This window comes from Micromonospora sp. NBC_00860, assembly GCF_045207375.1.
GTDB classification, from domain to species: domain Bacteria; phylum Actinomycetota; class Actinomycetes; order Mycobacteriales; family Micromonosporaceae; genus Micromonospora; species Micromonospora vinacea.
Window position 1 is genome coordinate 4,859,378 of sequence record NZ_CP108825.1, and the last position, 20,268, is coordinate 4,879,645.

The 20,268-nt window shown below is 68.4% G+C and carries 15 protein-coding genes; 4 read left to right on the top strand and 11 right to left on the bottom strand.

Translation table 11 applies throughout. The annotated features are described in order from the left end of the window. Window positions 1–2 precede the first annotated feature (2 nt). Window positions 3–836, bottom strand: coding sequence for a class I SAM-dependent methyltransferase (locus OH804_RS22245; RefSeq protein WP_196921359.1), 834 nt, complete (start codon window positions 834–836; stop codon window positions 3–5). A gap of 119 nt (window positions 837–955) precedes the next feature. On the opposite strand from OH804_RS22245, the gene OH804_RS22250 reads away from it, so the two are divergent. Beyond that, window positions 956–2,020 carry an LCP family protein gene (locus OH804_RS22250; RefSeq protein WP_196921358.1) on the top strand — a complete coding sequence of 355 codons (1,065 nt, stop codon included), beginning with the start codon at window positions 956–958 and terminating at the stop codon, window positions 2,018–2,020. Between the two features lie 268 nt (window positions 2,021–2,288). After that, on the top strand, window positions 2,289–3,719 hold the full coding sequence (locus OH804_RS22255) for a sugar transferase (protein ID WP_196921357.1): 1,431 nt from the start codon (window positions 2,289–2,291) through the stop codon (window positions 3,717–3,719). 31 nt (window positions 3,720–3,750) lie between these two features. Here OH804_RS22255 and OH804_RS22260 read toward each other — a convergent pair whose 3' ends face one another. The 4 genes from OH804_RS22260 to OH804_RS22275 form a co-directional block, all read right to left on the bottom strand. After that, a complete protein-coding gene (locus tag OH804_RS22260) occupies window positions 3,751–5,013 on the bottom strand; it encodes a DUF1501 domain-containing protein (protein WP_406059271.1) in 1,263 nt (420 codons plus the stop codon). Between the two features lies 1 nt (window position 5,014). Continuing rightward, window positions 5,015–6,283: a DUF1800 family protein gene (locus OH804_RS22265; protein ID WP_196921355.1), complete on the bottom strand. Its 1,269-nt coding sequence runs from the start codon at window positions 6,281–6,283 to the stop codon at window positions 5,015–5,017. Window positions 6,284–6,382: 99 nt separating this feature from the next. Further along, a complete protein-coding gene (locus OH804_RS22270; RefSeq protein WP_406059273.1) occupies window positions 6,383–7,867 on the bottom strand; it encodes a glycosyltransferase family 39 protein in 1,485 nt (494 codons plus the stop codon). Between the two features lie 138 nt (window positions 7,868–8,005). Then, complete coding sequence (locus tag OH804_RS22275) at window positions 8,006–8,890, bottom strand: GH25 family lysozyme (protein ID WP_406059275.1); 885 nt, start codon at window positions 8,888–8,890, stop codon at window positions 8,006–8,008. A gap of 320 nt (window positions 8,891–9,210) precedes the next feature. Between OH804_RS22275 and OH804_RS22280 the strand changes: the two genes are divergently transcribed. Beyond that, the gene (locus OH804_RS22280) at window positions 9,211–11,259 is read left to right on the top strand and encodes a S8 family serine peptidase (RefSeq protein WP_406059277.1); all 2,049 of its coding nucleotides are present in this window, start codon (window positions 9,211–9,213) and stop codon (window positions 11,257–11,259) included. Between the two features lie 97 nt (window positions 11,260–11,356). Here OH804_RS22280 and OH804_RS22285 read toward each other — a convergent pair whose 3' ends face one another. From OH804_RS22285 to OH804_RS22310, 6 genes are read right to left on the bottom strand one after another with little or no spacing between them, the layout of a single operon-like run. After that, window positions 11,357–12,472, bottom strand: a complete 1,116-nt coding sequence (locus OH804_RS22285) for a glycosyltransferase (protein ID WP_406059279.1) — start codon at window positions 12,470–12,472, stop codon at window positions 11,357–11,359. A gap of 53 nt (window positions 12,473–12,525) precedes the next feature. Next, complete coding sequence (locus tag OH804_RS22290) at window positions 12,526–13,356, bottom strand: glycosyltransferase family 2 protein (protein ID WP_196921350.1); 831 nt, start codon at window positions 13,354–13,356, stop codon at window positions 12,526–12,528. After that, window positions 13,353–14,504 (bottom strand): glycosyltransferase, encoded by a 1,152-nt coding sequence (locus OH804_RS22295; protein ID WP_406059281.1) that lies wholly within the window; start codon window positions 14,502–14,504, stop codon window positions 13,353–13,355. The genes OH804_RS22290 and OH804_RS22295 overlap by 4 nt, the downstream gene beginning before the upstream one ends. Beyond that, window positions 14,504–15,613 carry a polysaccharide pyruvyl transferase family protein gene (locus OH804_RS22300; protein WP_196921348.1) on the bottom strand — a complete coding sequence of 370 codons (1,110 nt, stop codon included), beginning with the start codon at window positions 15,611–15,613 and terminating at the stop codon, window positions 14,504–14,506. The genes OH804_RS22295 and OH804_RS22300 overlap by 1 nt, the downstream gene beginning before the upstream one ends. Further along, window positions 15,610–17,049, bottom strand: coding sequence for a hypothetical protein (locus tag OH804_RS22305; RefSeq protein ID WP_406059283.1), 1,440 nt, complete (start codon window positions 17,047–17,049; stop codon window positions 15,610–15,612). The genes OH804_RS22300 and OH804_RS22305 overlap by 4 nt, the downstream gene beginning before the upstream one ends. After that, window positions 17,036–18,433: an O-antigen ligase gene (locus OH804_RS22310; protein ID WP_196921346.1), complete on the bottom strand. Its 1,398-nt coding sequence runs from the start codon at window positions 18,431–18,433 to the stop codon at window positions 17,036–17,038. The genes OH804_RS22305 and OH804_RS22310 overlap by 14 nt, the downstream gene beginning before the upstream one ends. Window positions 18,434–19,001: 568 nt before the next feature. Between OH804_RS22310 and OH804_RS22315 the strand changes: the two genes are divergently transcribed. Further along, entirely contained in the window at window positions 19,002–20,249 is a 1,248-nt protein-coding gene (locus tag OH804_RS22315; protein WP_196921345.1) for an acyltransferase, read from the top strand. Window positions 20,250–20,268: the final 19 nt, after the last annotated feature.

Below are 20,268 nucleotides of genomic sequence, written 5' to 3' on the forward strand. Positions count from 1 at the left end.
GGCTACCATGCCACGCCGATCCCGTCGCCCGGGTACCAGTGGTTGGCCGGGCTCTCCCGGTAGGCGAGGAACCGCCGGCCGGTGCGTTCGGCGTGCTCGGCGAGCACGTTGGTGCTGGTGACGTTGTCGGTGAGCAGGATGGCGCCGGGGGCGAGCTGGGGCTCCACGGCGTCGAACTCACGCTTCTCGTGGGCACGGCTGTGGTCGCTGTCGTGCAGGAACAGGTCGACCGGGCGGTCCAGCGCGCCGATCGAGGCGATCGAGTCGCCGATCACCAGGTCGACGACGTTCGACCACGGTGCGACCTGGGCGAGGTAGCCGGCCTCGGGGTTGATGTCCAGCGAGGTGACCCGGCCCGGGTGCCCCTCCTGTGCGTTGCGCAGCAGGGCGGACGCGAGGACGCAGGTGCCCAACCCCTTGTCCACGCCGGTTTCCACCACGTGCGTGGGGTGGGTGGCCCGGACGATCGCGTACCAGCCGACGCGTCGGGCGTAGCGGACCTTCTTGTCGGCGAGGCCACGGCGGGCGGCTGTGGCGGTGGCCTGCTCGATGTGGTGTCGCAGCACGTCGTCGGACTCGATTTCGGCGACGTAGCCACGGGCCTGCTGGACCGGGATGTCGCAGACGACGCTGACGAACCAGGTCAGGTGGTGGCGGCTGAGTTTGGTCAGCTCGTACGTGTAGTTGTGATGTTCACGGGAGGTGACCAACCACCGGGCCGAGGCGCGCAATACCTTGGCGTCGTGGCGGGCGACCCGGGCGAGGCGCTTGGGAAATGCGGCGACGGGTGCGAGTGGGGTACGGGCGATGGCTCGGCGCAGCTTCGTGGCGTCCACCGCTGCTTCATATCAGGTTCAGGCATTCGTTGGTGGAAAAAGCCTTTTGGCCAGGATGTGCGACCGGATGGGCCGGACGGGGGTACGTGCCTGTAACCCAGAATCAGTAGCATCGCGGCATGCAGTATCGCCAGGAGTACGTGGAACCCCAGACCGAGTTCTTTGACCCACAGTCGCAGCCTGAGCCGACTGAGGCGCCCCGATCGCGGCGTCGCCGCCCCCGGTGGCAGAAGGTCGCCCTGATCACCTTTCTGGTGATGGCGCTGCTCGGCGGTGGCGGTCTCATCGCGGGCGGGCTTTACTTCCGCTCGATCAATTCCGGGATCGACCGGGTCGACGCGTTCGCTGACGTACCCGAAGAGGGCCGTCCGCAGGCGGCTGCCAAGGGCGCTCTGAACATGCTGATTCTGGGTAGCGATTCCCGTGATCCGGAGGGCACGACCGGCTCGCGTACCGACAGCATCATCCTGGCCCACATCCCGAAGGACCGATCGAGCGCTCAGCTCGTCTCGATCCCCCGCGACACGTGGGTGCCGGTGCCGCGTTCCAAGGACGGCAACAACGGCGGCCGGGATGCCAAGATCAATGCAGCCTACGCCTGGGGTGGTGTGCCGTTGATGGTGCAGACCGTGGAGAAGTTCACCGACGTCCGGATCGATCACGTCATGATCGTTGACTTCGCTGGATTCGTCGAGATCATCGACGCACTGGGTGGCGTCGATATCGACTCGGAGAAGTCGTTCACCTCGATCCACCCGCCGTTCCGCAACTTCAAGCAGGGCATGCAGCGGATGGACGGCGAGGCCGCGCTGGACTATTCGCGGCAGCGTAAGCAGTTTGCCGACGGCGACTTCGCCCGGATCCGGCACCAGCAGCAGGTCATCAGGGCAATCATGGACAAGGCGGCGTCCGGCGGCATCCTCACCAACCCGAGCCGGCTCAACTCGTTCGTCAAGGCCTCGTCCAGCGCGGTCGCGGTCGACGAGAAGATGTCCCTGCTGGACATGGCGACCGACCTGCGCAACCTGCGCGGCGGCAACATGACCTTCCTGACCAGCCCGACGAAGGGCACCGGTCGGGTCGGCAGCGAGAGCGTCGTCTTCGCCAACACCGAGAAGGCCAAGTCGTTCTACGGCGCGGTCCGACGCGACGCGGTACCGGAGATTCTGGCCGCCGGGAAGTAGGGCATCCAACTGTCCATCCGGCTCTGGCGGCGCAGCTGAGCGGCTCATATCCTGCGATCGCCCGAAGGCGCGACATGTAAGGCCGAGGGTAGTCACGGGGGAGGAATCGATCATGTCACGCCATTCGGCGGTCAGTTATTCGAGCACGCCTGAGGGGGCCGCGCAGCAACCTGTGGTGCCGCAGCAACAGGCGGCGCCACTACACGCGACTCCACAACGGGCGGCAGCAGGGGACGAGCCGGCGAACGACGCGCCAACAGTCGCCGCCATGCCCCGCGTCGAGCGACCCGACCCGGCGGTCAAGGCGGCGATGGTCCCCGGTCTCGACACGACAGCGGTGCTGCCCTACGCCAGCTCCAGGGCCTCGACCGGCACTCGTTTCCTGCGCGCCTGGATGATGACGGCTCCCGTCGATGTCGTGGCGCTGCTGACTCCGCTGCTGCTGACCCAGAACTACTGGCGCGGGACGCTGGCAAACGCCGCGCTCACGGTGGCGATCTTCGCGGCGGGCGGGCTCTACCGGGCCCGCCGGCACGTCAGCATCCTCGACGAACTGCCGATCCTCTGCGGGCGACTGCTGGCTTCGGCCGCGGTGGTGGCCATCATCGCGGCCGAACGGCACGCCTCGGTGGAGTACGTGACCAGCTTCATGCGTGGGGTCGCGCTCTCCGCGGCGTTGGTGATCGCTGGTCGTGCGCTCAGCCGGAAGTTCACCATCGTCGCGCGTCGGCGGCGGTGGGTGGAGCACAACGCCATCATCATCGGCAGCGGTCCGATCGGCGTGGAGCTGGCCCGACTGCTGCGGCGCTACCCCCAGTACGGTCTGCGCTTCGTCGGTTGCGTCGACGCGGCGTCCCGTCAGGACTCCGGCGCGGTCCCGCTGCTCGGCACCCTCGACAACGTCGAACAACTGGTTCGGCTGCTGAACTGCGACGTCCTGGTCATCGCCGACCCGGACTGCACGGAGTCCACCCTGATCGCGACACTGCTCCAGCCCAACACCTCGCGCTGCGACCTCTGGGTGGTGCCGCGGCTGTGGGGGTCCCGGTCCCAGGCCGGATACCCCGACCACATCGGTGCCATCCCGATCGCCAAGATCGGCGACACGACCCTGTCCGGGCCGCGCTGGGCCATCAAGCGGGCCTCCGACGTCCTCGTCGCCACGCTGGCGCTCATCCTTCTGAGCCCGGTGCTGCTGCTCTGCGCCATCGCCACGTTCATCGACGGCGGTCGCGGCATCTTCTTCTACCAGGAGCGGATCGGCCGGTACGGCAAGCCGTTCAACGTCATCAAGTTCCGGTCGATGCGCCCGGTGGACGAGCAGGAGTCGCAGACCAACTGGTCCATCGCGCACGACCGGCGGGTCGGCCCGATCGGGCGGTTCATGCGCCGTACGTCCCTGGACGAGCTGCCGCAGCTGTGGAACATCGTGCGCGGTGAGATGAGCGTGGTCGGGCCCCGACCGGAGCGGCCGCACTTCGTGGAGAAGTTCTCCGCCGAGTACCCGAACTACGCGATGCGGCACCGGGTGCCCGTCGGCCTCACCGGGCTCGCGCAGGTCAGTGGCCTCCGCGGCGACACCCCGATCTCCGACCGGGCGAGGTTCGACAACTACTACATCGAGAACTGGTCGCTCTGGCTCGACGTCAAGGTGGTGCTCCGGACTGTCGCTGAGGTGTTCCGCGGTGGTGGCCGCTGACGGCCACCAACGGCCGGCCCGGTCGTGACAGTCAGTCGCGGACGAGGAACGGCAGCATCGTCGGCTGGTATCCGCCGCCGACGTAACGCGCCGGATCGGCCTGCAACACCGAGGCCAGCAGGGTGCCGATGACGTCCCGGAAGTCCGTCGTCGCCTTGAGGTCACCGTCGTCCAGGTCGGTCAGGCTCGGCTGCTCCCCGTACAGCCCGCCGGCGACCTGGGAACCCAGCACGAGAACAGGGCCGGCGGTTCCGTGGTCGGTGCCGTCAGAGGCATTCGCCCGGACCCGCCGGCCGAACTCGCTGTAGACGACAGTGGTGACCTGTCGACCGGCCTCGGTGCCCGACAGCCGACGAGCGAAGCTGGCCAGCGCCTGGTCGAGTTGACGCAGCAGGAACTCGTGCCCGACCCGCTCCGAGGCGTGCGTGTCGAACCCACCGAGGCTCACCGAGTACACCCGGGTGGGGACCCCGGCCTCGACACACTGCGCCACCCGCGACAGCTGCGCGGAGAGGACGTTCGACCCACCCGTACTCGTCGCGGGGCTGTCGGGTTGGACGGTGGCCTCCGGCGGAGCGCTGACGGCCTCGGCATGTTGGATGAGCTTGTCGATGTTGATGAGGTTGGCGTAGGCGTCCGCGGCCCGCGCCTGCAGCTCCGACTCGTTCGGCTCCCGGTGCCCCAGCGCCCCGACCATGTCCGCTGTCACTCCGGGCGGCAGCTTGAGCCCGCCGACGCTCACGCAGGCCCCCGTACGGGTCTCACCGGCGAGGAGGGGCGGAAGCATGGGCTCGAAGCTGACCGCGGCCTCGGGCGCGGCCTTGGTGCCGTCCAACCATCGGCCCACCCACCCCGAACTGGTCGGACCGCTGGGCGACGCGCTCTGCCAGATGTCCATGGAGCGGAAGTGACTGCGATCCGGTTTCGGGTAGCCCGCTCCGAGGACGACCGCCAACCGCTGCTCACCCCACAGCGAACTCAAGCCCTTGAGCATCGGGTTCAGCCCCAGCGCGTCGTCGAGACGAAGCACCCGCTCCGGCTCGTAGGCCAGCTCGGGGCGGGCCGCGTAGTAGGCCGGGCTTGCGTACGGGACGACCGTGTTGAGGCCGTCGTTGCCGCCGTAGAGCGTGACGATGACCAGCTTGGACGTTTTTCGGTGGTCTTCGCTGGCGGACGCCTCACTGGCGGTCCGCAGCAGACCTCCCAGGCTCAATTTCGCCGCACCGGCGACCAGGGCGCTGCCGCCGGCAACCCCCGAGGCCAGCAGGAATCTGCGCCGGGTCACTGCATCCATGTCACGTCACCAGGTATTCCGGGCTCGCCAACCCGAGGGTCAACAGCCGCTGCGGGTCGGTGGTGGCCTTCAGGACCGAGTACGTCCTGTTGGTCCAGGTCTCGATGGTGAGCACGTGCGCCACGTCCTCCGGGGTCAGCCGTTGGGCCGGCACCAACTGGGCGATCCGACCTGCGAAGTTCAGGCGGGCCTGCGCCGCTCCCACGGTCAGCCACTCCGCGCCGGCCGGCCAACCCTCGACGCTGGGAGGCGCGAACGGCAACTGGCCCAACCGCTCGAGACCATTGAGGACGTATGTCGACATCTCGTCGGACAGTTCCCCTGGCCGCAGCCCCAGATGCCGCATCGCGCCGACGAACCACTCGGTCGGCTGCTTCACCAGCTTGCCGGCGGTGGCGCGGAACGCCTCATCCTCGAAGAGTTTCCGCAGCATCGACATCGAGTTGGGAAAGACGGCCACCATGGCGTCCCGGGTGGACTTCGGAATCGGGTCGCTCGACGAGGCGTAGCGGAACCAGAGCCGCTCGGCGATGTAGGCGGCGCACCGGTCCTGCTTGAGCAGGAAGTCGACGAGCGAGTGGGCGTTGAAGTTCTTCGTCTCGCCGAGAATCGTCTTCGCCCCGTTGTCGTGCCAGGCGGGGCTGAAGTAAGTGCGGGCGCCGTCGTAATCGATCCGCCAGCCGGTCAGCGCACGACCCGCGGCCTTCACGTCCCGTTCGGAGTACCGGCCGATGCCGAGCATGAAGAGTTCCATCAACTCGCGGCCGAGGTTCTCGTTGGGGGCGGTCCGTGTGTTGGATTCGCCGTCGAGCCAGAAGACGAGGGCCGGGTCCGTGATCATCTTGTGCGCCATCACGGCGAAGTCGAGCGAGCTGCGCAGATTCCGGTGCTGCAACAGCATCAGTTGTGGCCGCATCACCTTCCGCACCGAGGTGGCCCAGTGTCCGTGCCAGAAGAACCACAGCTTCTCGCGGGTCTGGTGATCGGCCACCGTGAGGCGGTCCAGCCACCACTGGGTGATCCGCTGCGTCTGCTCCCAACGCTCCTCGCTCGCCTTGGCGCGCTGCGCGGCGGTCGGGTTCGACAGCCTGAAGAAGGGATCCGGGCCCAGAACGGGCACGGGGGCCAGCGAGGCTCCCACGTCCGGCGCTGTCGGCGCCGTGAGCGCGGCGAGTGTCGCTTCGTACCCTGCCTTCTTCGCCGCGGCCAACTCAGCGGCGGTGGGGCCGAAACCGGCGCGGCGCAGTAGCAACGCGAGATCGTCGGCCATGGCAACAAATGTATGCGACGTCGATGACACGGTCGAGCCACGGGTCTGATTTCCACCCATACCTCGCGGAGCCCGAGCCGGCGTGGGTGAGGACCGGCCCTACTGGGTGACGGTCGACCCGCCGCGCGCCGCGAGCAGCACCGCTCGACCGGTCTCGAACGTGTAGGTCTGCCGCACCTCGTAGTGCTGCCGGATGTACTTGATCTTCCAACCGGGGGCGGCAAGGGGGTCCTCCGACGCCCCGTAGATACCTGCGGCCGGACCGATGAGCCAGATGCGGTCGGCCTTGGCCAGCCTGCCCTGAATGTCGATGAACTCGGTCGCCTCCAGCGTCCCGTTGCTGGCCGCCGTCTGCTTCATCAGGATGTCCGGCGGCTGGACCGCCGGCGCCCAGTCCAGCTGGCTCAGGTAGTGGGTGAGCGTCGGCCGCATCGACCAGGCGAAGTCGGTGTAGACGACGACATCACCGCTGGCCACGTTGTCGTGGATGGCGGCGGCCATGCCGCGGGTGTCCGGCGCGTCGTGCGTCTGCCGCACCGACTTCTGCACCGGCAGGGAGAGGAGCACCAGCGCTGCCACGACCGCCACCGCGCGGACGACCCACGGCAGCACGGCCACCGCACGCAGGCGCGAGGTGGTGACGGTCGCGGCTGCCAGCACCGCAACCGGCGCGAGCAGGAAGATGCCGTACCGCGGCACCCACACCGGTGCGATCAGCGAAGCCCCGATGACCACCACGACCGGCACCGTGCTGAGGACGACCAGCTCGACGTACCGGCGGGTCGGCACGGCGAAGTAGGCAGCGGCGGCGAGCAGCACCAGCAGGTAACCCACCACCGGACTGAAGGCGACGTCGCCCGGCAGCGCGCCGACCGTCTTCCAGGTCGGTGTCTGCACCCAGTGCAGCTGGGAGTACCGCTGGCTGCGGCCCAGCCAGATGAGCGGTGACACCACCACCAGAGCGGCGGCTATCGCCGGAACCGCCCGCCACAACCGGCGATCCCGCTCGGGCCACCAGGCCAGCGCCAGGATCACCACATGCGCGGCCAGCACGGAGAGCGCGACCAGGTGGAAGACCCCGGTGAGCGCCAGACAGAGCCCGTACCCCGCCCACCGCCACCAGGAGGGTGACGCCACGGTCGTGAGCAGCAGCAGGGACGAGAGCGTCGCGAAGAGGAAGGCGAACGCGTACGGCCGGGCCGTGTGGGCGAAGAACACCAGGCTGGGTATCGCCGAGCAGATGATGCCGGCCAGGATTCCGGCGGCCGGCCCGGCCACCCGCCGACCGATCTCGGCGGTCACGCCGGCGCCGAGCGCCATCGCCAGGAGCGAGGGCAGGCGCAGGACCACATCGGACTCGCCGAAGACCGTGACCAGCACGTGGAGCACCAGGTAGAAGGGCGTGATGACTGCGTCCTTGTAGCTGGCCAGCTCCAGCAGCTCGCCGAACGACCGGGTCGCCGCGGAAAGCGTCGCGCCCTCGTCCCAGTCGAGCGGAACACTTGTCAACGAATAACCGGCAACCACCAGCATCACGGCAAAACCGATGCTGAAGGGAGCCACCTCGCTCTTTCCGGCGCGCACCAATTCTCCTACCCCTGATGTTGCGTGGAGACTAGCGGACAGGCTGGTCGGACCCGCCGGCGCAGGCTCGCAATTGCCCGACGGCAAAGTGTCGGGGTAATGAATTGGTGGCGACGTTCCGGACCGTTGTCGCGCCGATCAACGGAGCTTCGACGCGATCGGCCGGCGGGGCATCCGTGGGCCGGGAGGCGCGATGCTGACCTCGGGGCTGGTGAGCCGGATCAGGCCCGCGTAGTCGCCATTGAAGACGTTCTTGCTGTAGTTGCCGGGCTGGGACGGATCGCCCGGCGCGTACTGCCAGATGGTCTCGGTGGCCCAGCCGGCGGGCAGCGGAGGCCGGGTCGTGGTGTAGCCGGCGATGTCCAAGAGCAGACCGCCGAAGGTGGCGTCGCTGTTGGTGCACGGGTTCCAGAAGTTGGTGTTCGTGTAGATCATCATCGGTCGACCGATACGGGCCTTGACCTGGTCGGTGAACACCCGCACCCAGTTGGTCAACTCCGCCGGGGTCAGCCCGTAGCAGGTCGGGGCGCCGGCCCAGTACGGCCACTCGAAGTCGAGCATCGGCACCAGCGTGCGGGAGTCCTTCGCCCACCGCATGTTGTCGATGAAGTAGTTGGCCTCACCCACCGGGTCGCGCCCGTCCGGGCGGGCGAAGTGGTAGGCGCCGACGAAGAGACCCGCCGCCTTCGCCGCTGTGTAGTCACCGTTGAAGAACGGATTGAGGTAGTCGTTTCCCTCGGTGGCCTTGATGTAGACGAACTTGTTCCCCTCGGCCACCACCCCGGCCCAGTTGATCGGCCCGAGGTTGTGGTCGTGGCTGGACACGTCGATGCCCTGGATCGTGTAGCCGGCAGGCGGGCTGGCCAGCGCGGACACCGCGCTCTGCCGGACTGCCGGAGTGCCGCCGGCGATGGCCCGACCACCACCGTCGGGGGAGGTCGCCGCGCCCGCCGCCGGCGGGGTGCCGAGCAGGTTGACCGCCAGCGTCGACGCGACCAGCACCGGAATCCATTTCCGTGACATGAGTGTCCCGAATCTCCTTGCTCAGGAGCCGACGTCTCGCGGTTCGTCAGCGAACGTCGACATCGCGCGGACCGGCGGATGAACCGGTGCGAAAGTACTGTCGCACTTTACGCAGTTGAGGGCGCTTCGCGCTGCCCCGCTCCGCAGAAGTGAATGGGAATCGATCCCGAGCATCAGCCCGCCGATGCGTTCACCATCAATCAGTCCGAACGGCTGAGCCATCGATGGCACGGGTCAACGAAGATGGGCTGCGTCTCTGCCGAAAGGCGGGGACCTTCAAGTGCGTCCGTTCTGGACGCTGACCCCACGGGGAGTCTCACGTGTTCCAACTTCGCCGAGCTGGTCGCTCGGTCACGGCAGGGCTCGCCCTCGCCGTAGTCGCAGCCGCAACGATCTCCAGTGGCGGTGCCGCGTACGCCGCGCCGTCGGACGGGCAGAAGCTGCCGCGGGCCCTCAAGTCCGCCGACAAGGGTGCCATCAAGGACAGTTACATCGTGGTCCTGAAGGACACCAAGGCCAACCCGGCCGAAGTCGGCGCCAGCGCCAAGGCTCTCACCAGGCAGTACGGCGGCGCCGTCTCCCACACGTACAGCCGAACGATCCGGGGCTTCGCCGCCCGGATGAACGAGGCGCAGGCCAAGAAGCTGGCCGCCAGCTCCTCGGTCGCGTACGTGGAGCAGAACCGCAAGATGTCGAAGAGCGACACCCAGCTCAACACGCCGTCGTGGGGCCTGGACCGCCTGGACCAGATCTTCGCGCCGTTGAACAAGCGCTACACCTACCCGAACACGGCGAGCAACGTGCACGCCTACGTCATCGACACCGGCATCCGCATCAGCCACCAGGAGTTCGGTGGGCGGGCCAGCAACGGGTACGACTTCGTCGACAACGACACGGTCGCGAACGACTGCAACGGGCACGGCACGCACGTCGCCGGCACCATCGGCGGCACCAACTACGGTGTGGCCAAGGCCGTCAAGCTGGTTGGCGTGCGGGTGCTCGACTGCGAGGGCAACGGCAGCTACGCCGGTGTGCTGGCCGGCATCGACTGGGTCACCGCCAACGCGGTGAAGCCGGCCGTCGCCAACATGAGCCTCGGCGGCGCCGCCAACGCCACGATCGACGCCGCGGTGGAGGCCTCCATCGCCTCCGGCGTGTCGTACTCCGTCGCCGCTGGCAACGACAACGAGGACGCCTGCCTCCAGTCACCCGCCCGGGCGGCCTCGGCGATCACTGTGGGAGCGACCGACGAGGTCGACTTCCGGGCGTTCTTCTCCAACCACGGCCAGTGCGTGGACATCCACGCGCCGGGCCACAACATCCCGTCGTCGGTGGCCAGCAGCGACACGGCGATCGACAAGTACAGCGGCACCTCGATGGCGAGCCCGCACGTCGCGGGCGCTGCCGCGCTCGCGCTGTCCGCGAACCCGACCTGGACGCCCCTTCAGGTGCGTAACAACCTCGTCTACGGCGGCACCCGCCGGGTGGTCCGCAACACGGCGTACACCGGTACGAGCGACGTGATGCTGCGCATCGGCACCACCGCGGTGCCGCAGGTCACCGGCCTGCGGTCGCTGACCAACGGTAAGACCGTCTCGGTGGGGTCGGGCGGCAACCAGCCGCTGATCGCCAGCCAGCCCCCGGCTCAGATCGGCGACACGGAGAAGTTCACCATCGTGAGCGCCGGGACCGGCTACATCGCCTTCGGGTCGTGGGTAAACGGTAAGTACGTCAGCGCCACCTCCGGCGGTGCTGGCTCGCTGATCGCCAACGCCAGCACCATCACCGACGCGGAGCGGTTCCAGGTGGTGATGAACGGCGACGGCACGACCACCCTGATCGCCAAGATCAACGGCAAGTACGTCACCGCACCGTCGGGCGGCACCCAGCCGCTCGTCGCCAGCGCCACCACGATCGGTGGAGCGGAGAAGTTCATGTGGGCGTCGCCGGCGGCTGTCGTCGTCCTGAACTCGGTCAAGAACAGCCGGCTGGTGACCGCGCCGGGCGCCACGTCGCCGGTGATCGCCAACGGCACGACGGTCGGCAACCCGCAGAAGTTCGACATGCTCGACCTCGGAGATGACGCCGTCGCGCTGCGGGCCCACGTCAACTGGCGCTACGTCACCAGCGCCGTCAACGGCAGCGGCAACCCGACCGCGTTGATCGCCAACTCCACCACGCTCGGCACGCCGCAGTCGTTCTGGCTCTATCACTGGGGCGATGGCACCATGGGGCTGCAGTCGCAGACCAGTTACAACTTCGTGGTGGCACCGAGCACCACCTCGCCGCTGATCGCCAGCTTCGACCCCGAGTCTGGGGCGTGGACCACGGCGACGGACTTCACCCACGTCGTTCAGACCGTGGGCTAAGCACCAGCGCCTGACCGTCGCGTCCTGACGCGACAGACCCGGAAGGGGCCGCCGAGACATCCGTCTCGGCGGCCCCTTCTGCATTCCCTGGCTCGGCTCAGCGGCCGGGTCCGGCATCCACCCCTGATCGCCTGGGGAGCGAGGCGTAGGCCGCCTGGAGCTGCTGGCGGACCGCCGCCGAACTGTGGTGCGCCACGACCCACTCCCGCCCGTTGACGGCCATCCGCTCGGCGGTCTCCGGCGAGGACAACAGCGCCGCGACCTTCGCGATCCAACCGGCGCTGTCGTCGGCGACGCTGACGTGCACGCCGTCCTGCACACCGGCGCGGTCGGCCACCATGCTGGTCGTCACGCTCGGCACCCCGGCGGACATCGCCTGGATGAGCTTCAGCTGCACCCCGGTACCCCGGAAGATCGGCGCGATGGCGACCGCAGCGTCCGAGTAGTAGGGCTCGACAGCTGGCGCGTTGGCGTGCAGCTCGATGCCGTTCCCGACCAGCGCCTGGACCGCCTTCGGCGGGTCCGTGCCGACGATCCGCAGCCGGGCGTCCGGGACCGCGTCGCGAATACCCTGCCAGCACTCGCGCACGAACCACATGAGGCCGTTGACGTTCGCCTCGTAGCTGAGCCGACCAACGAACAGGACTGTCGGTGCGATCGGGCCCTGCTTCCGCTGCACGGAGAAGTCGCAGGGGCTGCGGACCAGGTAGGTGTTGGGCCGCTCCTGGCCGGGCAGGGACGGCGCCGAGAGCATCAGCGGCACCCCCTTGCGGACCAGCTCGTCCTCCCGCGCCCGCATCCGGCTCCCTTCGACCCGGCCCAACGCCCGCCAGGCGAGGTTGGGCCCGTGGGAGGCCAACTGCTCGTAGTACTCGCTGCGGAACTCGTCCAGGTCGACGATGACCGGCGTGTCACCGCAGGCCTCGACCAGGTGGACGGTGCGGAAGACGTTGAGGTGCACCACGTCCGGCTGGAACTCGTCCAACTGCTGCCGCAGGGCGTCGGTGAGCGCCTTCGGGCTCGCGTACCCCGTCTGCAGGGAGACACCGGTACCGAGCGCACGTGCGGAGCGCAGCATGGAACCCGCGAACGGGTTGGCGACGAGCGTCCGATCCTTGACCGGCAGTTGCTCGGCCAGCTGCACCTCCTTGTCATCGTGCGTCAGCGCGAGGAAGCGGACATCGTGCTCGGCGGCGAGCATCTCCAGGATCACCAGGCTTCGTGGACGAACCGATGCCGGGATCCAGGGCGCTACGAACAAAATCTTCAAATCGGCAGCCTCCTTAGGGCGGACGCGAGGAGTCGCTGGGCTCGCGTGCCGTGCTTCGCGAAATAGACCTGCATGCCGGCCCGGTACAGGTTGTTCTTGCCGACCGCAGCGGTGCTGGTGCTCTCCTTGTGCTCGGCGACGCTCGTCCCGACCGACACGACACCCCAGCCGGCGGCGGAGAGCCGGGTGCAGAGGTCGACGTCCTCGAAGTAGAGGAAGAAGTCTCTGTCGAAACCGCCGATGGCCCGGAAGGCATCGCCTCGGACGAGCATGCAGAAGCCCGACACCCACGCGGCTTCGCGCACCTGACCGGTCGGCTCGACGTCGAGGTACTCGAGCATCTTGATCTTCTTGCGCAACGGCCCCACCCTCGCCAGCGACCGCTTCAGACCGCTGGGCACGAGGTCGTCGACCCGGAGGGCGGCCAGCCACTCCTTCGCCATGCTCGGCGCCGGCCCGGCCGAGATCCCGAAGCGCCCGTCGGGGTAACGCATCAGCGGTGCGACCACCCCCCGCTTCGGGTCGGCCCGCAGCGCCTCGGCGAGGTGCGCGAAGGACTCGGCGGTGATGTGGCAGTCGGGGTTGAGCAGGAAGTAGGCGTCAGCGTCGGGAACGGTCTCCGCCGCGGCGTTGATGGCCTTGCCGAATCCGACGTTCGGCAGCGAGATGACCTGGTAGCCGAAGGACTTCGCGACCTCGACGCTGTCGTCGGTGGAGGAGTTGTCCACGACCACCACGTGGTCGATCGGCAGGGCACCCAGGCAGCCCAGGCTGAGGGGAAGCTCCTTGGCCGAGTTGTAGGAGACGATGATGGCTGCGATCTTCACTGTCGACCCGCAATCGCGTAGGCGTCGAGGTACGAGCGGACCGTGTCGTCCCACCGGAACGTCCGCTCGATGTGTGCGCGGGCACGCCGACCGCGCTGGGCGGCGTCCTCCGGTGATTCGACGGCGGTCCGGACGGCCGCCGCGATCTCGTCCGCCGTGGACGCGACGAACAGCATCGAGTCGTCGCCCCGGACCGATTCGGCCGGGCCGCTGGACGTGATGACGGGACAGCCGAGGGCCATGGCGTGTGCCACCTTCATCAGCACGCCGCCACCCACGATCGACGGCACGACAACGGCGTGGGCGCCGAGCATCTCCGACTGGAAGTCGGGCACCGCACCGGTCACCACCACCCGGCTGTCGTTCTCGCCGAGACCGACCACGTCGGGGGTGGGATCCGCTCCGACGATCCTGAGCTCGGCGTCCGGCAGGCTCTGCCACACGATCGGCATCACCTCGCGGGCGAGAAGCTCGGCGACGAGGACGTTCGCCCGCCGCCACATCGCCCCGGCGAACACCAGCCGCGGTCGGCCGGTCACCGGCGGCGGCGACCAGGACCGCTCCCCCACGTGGATGCCCGGCCGGGCGAGGACGGTGTTGGGGTTGTACTCCCTGGCCACCGCGAAGTCGGCGTCGGACAGGGTGATGACGGCCGCCGCCTGCCGGATCGCCGCCCGCTCGAACCGGCGCGTGCGCACCAGCTCGGCGAGGCGGTACGGCCGTTCCAGGCCGGACGACGCCCGGTACGACTCCAGCATGACCTTCTCGGTGATGTCGTGCAGGCCCAGCGCCGAGGCCCGGCTGAGCCCGACGACCTCGGCGGACTGCAGGTACTCCGCGTGCACCACGTCGGGCTGGATCCGGCGGATCAGCTCGGCAGCCTCCTGGGTCGCCTCCCGTGGCCACGCCTGGCGCAGCCAGGCTGGTTCGACCCGGAGACGGTCCAGGTGGCTCGGGCGCGCGACGACGTTGGACGGCAGCAACGTGTACTTCAGGTCGTCCCGCTCGGACGCCGCGGTGGTTCCCGGTGAGTACACGAAGAGGTCGACCTGCTCGGCCAGCCGCGGCGTGAGCTGCACGATCGTGTCGGCCGCGGCATGGTTGTGCTGGCCGTTGGGCGCGAATGGGGTGAGCAGCAGGACGCGCATCAGTCCAGCCGCTTCAACAGCGTCGTGACGAATCCCTGCGCGACGCGGCCCTGGGCGGCGACCCGGCCGGCGGCCTGCCGGAACTCCTCGGTCGCCGCCGCGGCCTGGGTGGCCTTCCGGTAGAGGGTGTCGGCGTCGACGTCCGGCGGCACCACGTACTCGCTGAGCCCCAGATCGACGAAGGCGTCCTGGACCTTCCGTTCGTAGGCGATGGCCACGGTGGGAACGCCGATCGCCACGGCCAGGAGGGCCGCGTGCAGGCGGGTGCCGAGGACGAGCTGATTCGTCGAGAGCGCCTGCAACCAGGTACGGAGCGCCCCGGCGAGCGGCTGACTGCCGTCCAACGGGGTCGGGTCCAGGGCCAGCAGGTCACGGAAGGCCCGCTCGTAGATGACCCGGTCGTCCTCGCCGTGCGCTCCCCGGCCGAAGGCCATCGGAAGGAAGGTGCCCGACCATCCCTCCTGCCGCAGCCGGGCGGCACACCCGGAGGTCGCCGCCAGCAGCGGGCCCTCCAACTCGGGTGCGAGCGGCCGCATCGACAGCGCGAAGCGCCGACCGGGGCCGACCCGCTCCAGGTCGGGCAGCGGCAGGGTGTACGCCATGTCGCCGATGACCTCGGCGCTGGAGCCGAAGTGCGACGCGGTCCGCTCGTCGCGCACTCCGACGCCGACGCACGCGGCGCCGATGACCCGGAGCAACTGGCGACCGAACGGCGTTCCGCCCTCGCGGACGCCGACGCCGACAGTGGCGACGGGCGTCCCGGCAATCTTGGCCATCGCGATGATCCGGGCGAACATCGGCAGGGTGCCGGGCCAGGACAGGTTGGGCGAACGCTCCTGGAAGACCGTTCCGGGGCCGAGGAGCAGCAGGTCACACGACTTGATCGACCGTTGGACCGCGACCTGACGCTCGGAGGCGCCACGAGCCCGCAGCACGGGCATGTTCTCCGTGTCCACGCCGTGCAGTTCGGCGACCCGGTCCGGGTTGGGGCAGAAGACCACGAACGTCGCGTTCTCCTTGACCGCGCGGACGCAGGTAATGAGCGAGTGGAGGAGGATCTCGTCTCCGAGATTGTCCGATCCGAACCACCCGACTATTCCGACCCTCACATGTCCTCCGTCGTCGCGGCCTGCAGGTGACCTGCGGCCCTCCGTTGAGCCAACAATTTGGCGGTAGCCAGAACGAGAATGACGCCGCCCAGGATGAAGGACGCCAGGGCGGGTTCCAGGACGGCCAGCAGTACGGCGAGCGCGCCGACCGCCGCCGCCACGACCACGACCGAGATCACGACCGGACGTACCAGTTCCTTTATCCGCAGGAACCAGAGCAGTGACCCTGCCACGACCAGCTCGTTCAGCACCATCGCCGTAGCGGACCCGAAGGCGCCGTACGTTCCGTCGAGTGCGACATTCAGCCCGACGCTGCCGCAGATGCTCAACGCCAGCACGATCAGCCGGCTGGAGGCGCGGCCCTGGGAGAGCAGAATGGCGGACAGGCCGAAGTTGCCGAATCGGAGAACGAGGAAGAAGGTCAGCACCATGGCCAGCGTCGGAATGTTGCCGGCGTGGTCACCGAACAGCACAGCGGTGCCGATCGGGATTCCGATGAACATGACGCCGGCGGCGGCCTGGCCCGCGAGCCCGAAGAACCGGAAGATCGTGAGCGGATCGTTCGACTGGGCGGCCCCGGACGCGCGGCGCGGCGCGGCGTAGGCGAGCGCCCCGACGCCCATGGACGCCGCGACCTGGACCACCGGTCCGACGATCGCCGCCGCCGACACGTATTCGCCGACTTCCGCGGCGGCCACGAAGAACGCGAGGACGAACACGTCGCCGCGGAAGTAGAAGAGACCGAAGAGGTCGGCGGCGAAGTACGGCAGGGCCTGCCGGACGTGCTGGACCGCGCGGATACCCCGGGAGTCTCGCAGCGCCGGCAGGATGCGCACGATGAGGAACGCGGCAGCGGACCGGAGGACGGCCGCGATCGACATGTAGACGGCGGCGTCGCCCAGGGTGAGCCCGTCCAGCAGCCACACGTCGACCGCGCAGGCGCCGACCAGCAGGAGACCGGCGGACACGTTCGTGAGCGGCTCGGCCCAGGCCGAGGGAGTGCCTCGGATGAGGACCCACGCCGTCTCGTTCCACTGCTCCAGCAGGCTGGCCACGAAGATCAGGAAGAAGGCGAACTGCGCTTCCGGGGGAAGCACCGCGCCGATCAGGGGGTATGCGACGGCGGCGGCCACCATCAGCGCGGCGAAGCGCCCACAGTGGATCCGCGCGACCACCGGCGGTGACACCGTTCCCGCGGCGGCTTCCCTGGTCAGGTAGGTCGGCAGGCCGAGGGAGAGGGCAGCGGCGGTGAACGACGCGATGAGCGTGGCGAGACCGTAGAAGCCGACCGCCTCGGTGCCGGCGCCCCTGGTCAGGAACGCCATCACCACCAGGGTGGTGGACCGGGTCGCCAGGGTGGAGATGCCCAGCAGCCCCGACACGATGGTCAGGGACGGTCGCCGTCGCTCCGGCGTGGTGACCTCAGTCGCGACCATAGCCACTCGCCACCCGTACGTATCGCGACCGAGCGTAGAAGTAGCCGGCGATCAGCGCGAACATCAGGAAGTACGGTCCCTGCATCAGTCCCCATCCCGTCATGCCGATCAGGACGAGACCCGGCAACGCGCTGACCAGAACCCGGGGCGCCAGTTCGGCGGTCCGCACCCGGAACACGGAGTGGATCGCTGTCGTCGCGGCCATCGCGAACGGCAGCCAGAGCAGCAGTGCGCCGATGATGCCCAGCTCCGCCGCGCTGAGCAACAGCACGTTGTGCACGGGCACGCCGCTGGCGGTGAGGGGATCGGAGGCGCCGGCGATGGCGACGTAGCTGTTGGGGCCCACCCCGGCCCACGGGTGCTCCCGGATCACGTCGAAGGCGACCTGGAGCAGGTGCCCACGGTCGCCACCCTCGGGGTCGGCCGTGAACCGCTCGATCAGCCACGGCACCGACACCAGGCCGAGCAGGCCGGTGATCCCGAGGACGACGAAGTACTTCTTCTGCCAGCGCCCAGTCACGAACTCGAGCACCACCAGGATGAGGATCATGGAGACGACTGCGGCGAGGACCGAGCGGCTCTGGGTGAGGGAGACGCCGAGGAAGACGGCGCCGAGCGTGGTCCAGGCCACCCAGCGTTGCCGCACCGTCTTCTGCGGCAGGGTCAACGCGCACATCCCGCAGAAGAACAGCAGCTTCGCCAGCTCGCCCGGATGGCTGGTCAGGCCGGTGGCGCGGCCGAGCACGTCGAGCGCCTGTTGGCCGGCGATGCGGCGCAGCGGAAAGCCGATGACCGCCATCATGATCGCGAAGAGCTGCAACCACGCCACCGCCGCGAAGGCCCAGAGCAGGAAGGAGTTCCGCCGGTCGGCTCGTTCGGCGGTGGCCCCGATGGCGAACACGATCGTCACCAGGCTGAAGTGCACCAGGCCGCTCACGGTGCGCAGGGACGAGTCCCAGGCGAGCACGGCGAACAGGAGCATCCAGCCGAGGAACGGCACCCACGGGAAGAAGGCACGGGCCAGTTGGCGCCGCGTCTGGATCCCGATCACGACCACGGCAGCCACGATGGCGATCGTGTACGTGTACAGCATCGGCGTGCCGGTGGCGACGCCGCTGTAGATCACCACCTCGGACGGGGCGAGGGCAATCGGCGCCAGACCGAGTGACGCCACGAGCACTGCCAGCACGGCGACGATGCGTTGATCCGGATCGGATCGCAGGCCCTCGACGAGCGCCCGCCCGGCCGAGGTCAGCTGCGTGATGACGCTCGGGCCTCGATGGCGGCCCGACGAGTGCGGCCCGGACGCCGCGTCGGCGGGTACCACAGCCGGGTCGACGTTCCGCTGGGCCAGCACCTCGCTGGGGTTGAGCCGTGTCGTCACGGCATGGCTTGGATCATCCTGGGGATGACCACCGCCTGTGCCGGGGAACATGGCATCTCCGAGTCAGCGTTGGTCGGCCAGTCACTGCCAGGGCTGCGCTGGTCGTGCGGGGGTTTAGCTCACGCCTTGAAGCCAGGTCAGTGAGCTCGGATTCCAGAACCGATGACAATCGGCTCGGCCGAAGCTGTGCTTCGCGGGCTCATCATAGAGGGGCGTGTGAGCGACCAACCAGCGGTCCCGGGCCGCTGTGTGACACGACTGTCCTCCACGGTCGACTGCGGCGGGCGTAATAGAACGGGGCGGTCAAGGTGCTCCAATTCCCCTTTTTGTCATTTGCGGCGCATATCGCCAACCCCTCGTCCCGGGTACAGGACCACATAGTCATCGAGGGTCTCGGTAAGCTGAGTTGGCGGTCTTCTTCCTCTGGTGACCGCGGAGTCAGGCCCGCCTCTATCGCCGGCGGCAGACGTGGCATCCGAAGTGTCCTGAAGCGCGTCCCGTTCCGGGTCGTCGAGGGCCGGTACGTATCCTACGTTCCCCCGATCACCTCTCTCGCCAGGGCGTTGACATGAACCTCACGCACGCGGACCGCTCGACGCTCAAGGACCAGACCGTCGAGTTGCCGATCCAAGCGGCGCTCGATCGGCCGCCCGCGCCGGCCACTTCGCGTACACCGCGGCTCTATGTGCTGGACCTGCTGCGTTTCCTCGCCGCGATGGCGGTCGTCGCATACCACCTGCTGTTCGCCGATGCCAGGGAGTCCTGGGCAGCCGACACTGCAAATTTGTTCGGCGCCCCACTGCGGCAGGCCGCCAGTTACGGGTGGCTGGGGGTGGAACTCTTCTTCATGATCAGCGGCTTCGTGATCTGCATGAGTTCGTGGGGCCGGTCCCTGAGTGACTTCTTCACCTCACGGGTCACCCGACTGATGCCGGCATATCTGTTCGCGGTCGTCCTGACCGCGTCAGTCCTCGTGCTGTGGCCACACCCCGGGGAGAAGGCGCCCGACCTGCGGCAGGTCATCGGCAACCTCACCATGACGCAGAACCTGCTGCAGTTGAACAACCTCGACGAGCCGTACTGGACGCTGCTGATCGAACTGAAGTTCTATCTGCTGTTCCTGATCGTGGTCGCCTTCGGCGTCACGTACCGCCGAGTCCTCATGTTCTGCATGATCTGGACCACGCTCGCGCTCATCGCGCACAGCTCCGACTTCAGGTTTCTGACGTTGGTGGTCGAGCCACGATTCGCGTCGTACTTCGTCGCGGGAATGGCGCTCTACCTCATCCACCGGTTCGGGCAGAGTCTCCTACTCTGGTGCATTGTCGGCTTCTCCTTCGCGATCAATGCCGTCATGTTGGACGCACGGGTCGCCCCGTTCGTGAAGGCCGGTCTGCCGATGTCGTGGAAAGTGTCGCTGGCCCTGGTGGCCTTCTTCTATCTCCTGATGATCGGCATCGCGCTCGGTTGGTTCGCACGGCTCCAATGGCGAGGGTTGGCGACCATCGGCGCTCTCACCTACCCGCTCTATCTGATCCACTCGGCCAACGGGCGCACCGTCATCCGTCATCTGCGCGACGATGTGCCCCCGTGGCTGCTTCTGGGCGTCGTCGTCGGCGGAGCACTGTTACTGGCCTACGTCGTGCACCGTTTCGTGGAACGTCCGCTGAGCCGAGCGTTGCGAGACGGCCTGAAGGACAGTTTTCAGAAGGTTCGTGCCGCATCGGAGTCCAGAAAGGACGCCGTCGATCCGGTCCCACCCCCCGGGCGTTCAGCTCGTCCGCCGGCAGCCTCACCCACTCCCGTGATCCGCTGATCACCGCGACCCGCGGCTC